The sequence below is a fragment of the Streptomyces sp. AM25 genome (genome assembly GCF_058146165.1).
Genome location: NZ_JBKIWN010000093.1, coordinates 1 through 4,411, shown reverse-complemented (window position 1 = coordinate 4,411; position 4,411 = coordinate 1). Strand labels below are relative to the sequence as shown.

3 protein-coding genes and 2 pseudogenes are annotated in these 4,411 nt (G+C 65.3%); 1 reads left to right on the top strand and 4 read right to left on the bottom strand.

Annotation, left to right across the window (positions count from 1 at the left end):
• Positions 1-249: 249 nt before the first annotated feature.
• The 4 genes and pseudogenes from ACLHRZ_RS36660 to ACLHRZ_RS36645 all read right to left on the bottom strand — a co-directional run bounded on the left by ACLHRZ_RS36660 (position 250) and on the right by ACLHRZ_RS36645 (position 3,062).
• Positions 250-1,488 carry a phosphatidylinositol-specific phospholipase C domain-containing protein gene (locus ACLHRZ_RS36660; RefSeq protein ID WP_490422918.1) on the bottom strand — a complete coding sequence of 413 codons (1,239 nt, stop codon included), beginning with the start codon at positions 1,486-1,488 and terminating at the stop codon, positions 250-252.
• Between the two features lie 87 nt (positions 1,489-1,575).
• Positions 1,576-1,635: pseudogene (locus tag ACLHRZ_RS36655) on the bottom strand (twin-arginine translocation signal domain-containing protein); the annotation flags it as partial.
• A gap of 503 nt (positions 1,636-2,138) precedes the next feature.
• A pseudogene (locus tag ACLHRZ_RS36650) lies at positions 2,139-2,636 on the bottom strand (transposase family protein); the annotation flags it as partial.
• 69 nt (positions 2,637-2,705) lie between these two features.
• Positions 2,706-3,062, bottom strand: coding sequence for a helix-turn-helix domain-containing protein (locus tag ACLHRZ_RS36645; RefSeq protein WP_490422917.1), 357 nt, complete (start codon positions 3,060-3,062; stop codon positions 2,706-2,708).
• 303 nt (positions 3,063-3,365) lie between these two features.
• Between ACLHRZ_RS36645 and ACLHRZ_RS36640 the strand changes: the two genes are divergently transcribed.
• Positions 3,366-4,247 (top strand): hypothetical protein, encoded by an 882-nt coding sequence (locus tag ACLHRZ_RS36640; RefSeq protein WP_490422916.1) that lies wholly within the window; start codon positions 3,366-3,368, stop codon positions 4,245-4,247.
• Positions 4,248-4,411 lie beyond the last annotated feature (164 nt).

The window sequence follows — 4,411 nt, the reverse complement described above, 5'->3', positions numbered from 1 at the left end:
CCGCAGCCTGATATAGTCATTTGACCGCGTGTCCGAAAAGCTCGGGGCCCGTCACAGCTCAAGAAACGAACCGCTGCTGGAGTACTAAGCAACAGAGTCGCCCTGGGCATCCGGACCTCCGGGAACGCACTGCCGCCGGAGACAGACAGTGCTGGCGCCCCCTCCGGCATCTCGCTCCCAGCCGCACTGGCGGCATCACCCGCACCGCCCCCTTGGACAGCCGCAGGAAATGACCCTCGCTGAGAAGCCTCACTGCACCTGGACGCGCTCATCGAACATCCACTGGTACTGGTCGTACTGGGTGTTGGTGTCCAGGGCCGGGTGACTGCCGCTCTTCCTGGCCGCGTGGGGCATGTGAAGGTAGCCGCCGGAATCCTGCTCGCGCAGGAGGAAGCCGTGGGAGGCGGAGATGATCTTCCAGATGCTGGGGCGGGATGATGTGTGGAAGGCGCTGCCGCCCGTGCGGCAGGTCAGGTAGGTGCTGTGCCGTTCGGACCGCAGCCGGTACAGGTCCGCGCCGCCGGCGGCTTCCAGCCTCCAGCGCTGCTGAGGAAGCCCGTCGTAATTCCACTGGACAACTGGTGTCTGGTCTGTTCCGGCGTCCAGTGCCTTGCCCGTGGCCCGGTTCCAGATGACGTAGGACTTTCCGGCTCCGAGAGAGGGCTGCTTGAAATCGTTCATGCGGATGACCGCGGCGGTCAGGTCGATGTCGCCGGCGTCCGCCTTGCCGCCAGGGGCATCGCCGTAGTCAAACGCGATGATCCCGCACCGGGCAGTGGGAGAGTACCGGTCGTTCAGGAGGTCCAGGGTGTAAGGGTTGAGGTATCTGGCGTATGCCCACGGGGTCCAGGTCAGCTTCACGGCCCCGTTGGCACTTATGTGGTTGAGGTACATTTTTGACCGCGGTGTGCTGTCCGCGACAGCCTTGTCCAGTTTCTCGGCAACAGCTTTCTTCTTGGCATCCGCTCCAGGGTTCTCGTACATGTCCTGGATATCGAAGGCCTTGTCGTCACTGAGGGTCAGACCTTCTCCCAGCCAGGGCCAGCCTGACATGAGCACAATCTTGCCGCGGACATCGCCAAGGGACGGGAAGGTGTCCGATATGTGGAACAGGGACCGCCAGTGCCTCTCATCCAGGTACTTCCTGAAGATACGCTTGAACGCTTCTTTATCGCTGGAGTATTCCTCGTGAACGCGCATCAGCAGTGTTTCACTGGGATGGGCCTGCAGGAACTTCTGGCATTCCTGCAGGACTGATCCGAACACGCGCTGCTGATAGAAGGGCCCATGATGGATCGTAAAACTGTCCCCGTCGTGGGGGCGGCAGCGGATATCAAGGTAACGCATCCCCGCCCGCAGCTGCCAGTCCAGGTCGCGCTCCTGGCACTGGGCGAAGCCTGCGCTCGCGCCGGACGACAGGGCGCAGGACTCGTGCGTGCCGGGGATCGACATATCACGCAGGTTCACGCCGTCTCTGACCCGCCCCATCCACCGTACTGTGGCTGCCCGGACGCCGCCCAGGTCGGGAGCATCGGCGGCTCGTGAACTGGGCGCATAGGCAATGTGAAAGGCCTGCACTCCAGCGGCCGCAGACGCAGCGGCGGCTGCCTTGAGGAAGCTCCTGCGGTTTACCATCAGTATGGGCCCTTTCTCTTACTGTGCCAGACACGGCCTGAATCCTGTGTGACCATGCGGGGATTCTCAGAAGATGCACTTTGCGCTGCGGCCGACCCAAGGGGCTGGCCGCAGCGCAGGCCTGGCGAAACTCCCGGCAGGCAGGGGACAGCACCGCCAGCACAGGCCTGCATTCCAGGCCGGGTGCAGAAGTGACAGTGGCACGCCCGTCAGACCCGGTCAAAGGGCAGCAATATCTCCGCCTGCCATACTCCCGGGACATCCTCCCCCTTTGAACTACGGTACAGGCCACACCAGTTGAAGCCTGCGGAAGCGGCCCGGACATATGGGCAGGCGCCGCAATGCAAAAATTCACTTGCCTCACCTTTTGCCTTGCCATTGCCGATCTTTAACAGGGTGCCTGACACCCCGCCAGGCCGGAGACAAGAACCTTGAGGCTTGCGATCTCGGGGGCAATTGCGGTGGGGGTGTCTGGGCTTGACGGTTCGGCTGGTGGTGGCTGGTCAGCAGGCTGGCTGTCGGACGGGTACCGGTTCAGTGCTGTGGCGGTGCTGTGTGGGCCTGCGGGCGGAGCGGTCGGAGACGAGGCCGGCGATGGCCGGGTGGGTTTCGGCGTAGGCGTCACGACGTCCGGTGTATCGCTGGAGCGGCCGCCATTTCTTCAGTTCGGCGTTGGTGTGCTCGACGCAGATCCGGGCGGAGGACTGCCGCCGTTTCGCTTCCCGCCAGGCCCGTCGCTCCCCTTCGCAGGCGTCCTCGGCCAGCTTCTTCGGCGGTGCTGAGATCTGTCCGGGGAACTCGTTGGCCAGGCCCCGGCAGCCGTCGTCGACCTCGGCTTCCACTGTCGGGTGCTGGTGGAACTGCTCTGCGATGCCTTCGGTGCGTACGGCGGTCTGGTCGTGCATGCGGCCGGGGCGGGTGACGCCGGAGAAGAGGGTGCGGCCCTGGTGGTCACTGAAGGCGGTGGTCTTGATGGTGTTCTGCTTCTTCTTGCCGGAGACGAACGCCTTGCGGCCGGGGCGTCCCGCGCGGGCGGCGGACCTGCACCCCGGTGCCGTCGATCCGCAGGGTCACGCCCTCCGCGGCGCGCAGGCGAAGACATCCTCCACCGTGCGCAGCCGCACTCCGGGCCGGTCGGGAGCAGCGAAGCCGAGCCCTTCCGGGAGCGGGCGGACCTCGCGGACGGCGGCCGAGACGGTGGAGCGGTCCACGCCGTACGGCTCGGCCAGTGCGGCGTGCGGCAGCTGATGCCGCAGATGGGCACCGGCAGCCCTACGCGGTTGCCCGCCACGTCGTTCATGCAGAGCCGACTCTCGTACTGCCGTCCACTTCGGCGCGAGTTCTTCGGTCAACTCGCCGAGGTGTTGGCGGGAGATGCCGGACAGGGCAGGATGGCTGCAGGCCGTACGGGCCCAGGATCGCTTCACAACCCTCCCAACCCGTACGGCCCTTCCCACGTCACGGCCCGACCTCGCCCGAGACCATTGCCCCCCAGGTCGTAAGGGACTTTCGCCCTGTTCCTTACTGGGTGCCGCAGTGCAAGACTCCTGATATATAGTCAGATTGCTTGCCCCAAGGTGGTATCGATGACCGGAAGTGAATTTGTCACAGCGCTGCGGAGGAACCAGCCCGCACGGCAGCCCGTGCGGTCGCGTGTGCTCACTCCGCAGCCCGCACCGCTCGCCCATGCAGCAGTGCCCCCCGCTCACGGAATTGCGGGACTGCTCACCATGCAGCAGGAGAAGAGGCGGCGACGCCATCACGAGGCACGGTTTGCTGCCCTGCGCAGCTGGGGTGCGCAGGCGGTGGAATCCATGGACGAGCCGCTTCCGGCAGGCAGTCAGGTACTGCGGCTTGGGGTCGTGCCCACGCTCTTCGAGATGGTCTACACCGCTCTGCCGAAGGCCCTGCAGAATGAGCGTAATTACGCACTGCTCGCACAGGAGCTGACGGGAGAACGGCTCGCGGAGTATGGAGCAGCGTTCATCGGCGCTGGGGAACACGTGCTGCCGCAGCTGGCGGGCAGCAGCAGGACCTGGAGCTACCGGTGCCGGGTACGGGTCTGGCTGTCCCTGGCCGAGCAGCCGTCCCGGGTCACTGCGGTGGCGGCCGGCATGGGGTACTCGCGCCGGGCGAACAGTGGGGTGACGCAGAACAGCAGCGTCACCACCGGCCCCACGGTTACCGTGGGGGCCGTGGCAGGCACGCAGATGGGGCTCGCTCAGCCCGGCGGCTCCGGATCCGCTACGGTCGCGTACAAACAGGAGACGGCCAACGGCTTCAGCCAGAGCCTGAGCCGCGAGCGCTCCGACAATTTCACATTTCCTGACGGAGCGACAGTCGTGGACACGCAGGCCCGGCTGCGCGTGAGAATCGACTGGGACAAGCGGCCCCGGGCCCTCGCCGCATGGGCCCGGGGCCAGGCACACAAAGAACTCACGATGGACGGGCTGGGCTGGTCCAGCTCCGACGGCACAGCCGCGCAACTCGCAGATTTCGAGGACATCTTCACCAAGGTTCCGCTCACATACGCTCTGCCGAGCGCGCTCGCCACTCCCCGCGTCGCGGAGGCTGGCACCAGCACCGCTGCTGACGAAGAGGTCTGGGTGTAAGCCGCACCCTTAGCTTGAAATTAAAGGTTTCCCCTCGACCCTCAGGGCAGGTGTGATGCGTGCTCGGATCTTGGACAGGGGCGGGTGAACGTCGAAGGGCACGACCGTCCATGATCACGTTGATACCACTGAACCTCTTTCATCCTGAATAGCTGCAGGTCAGA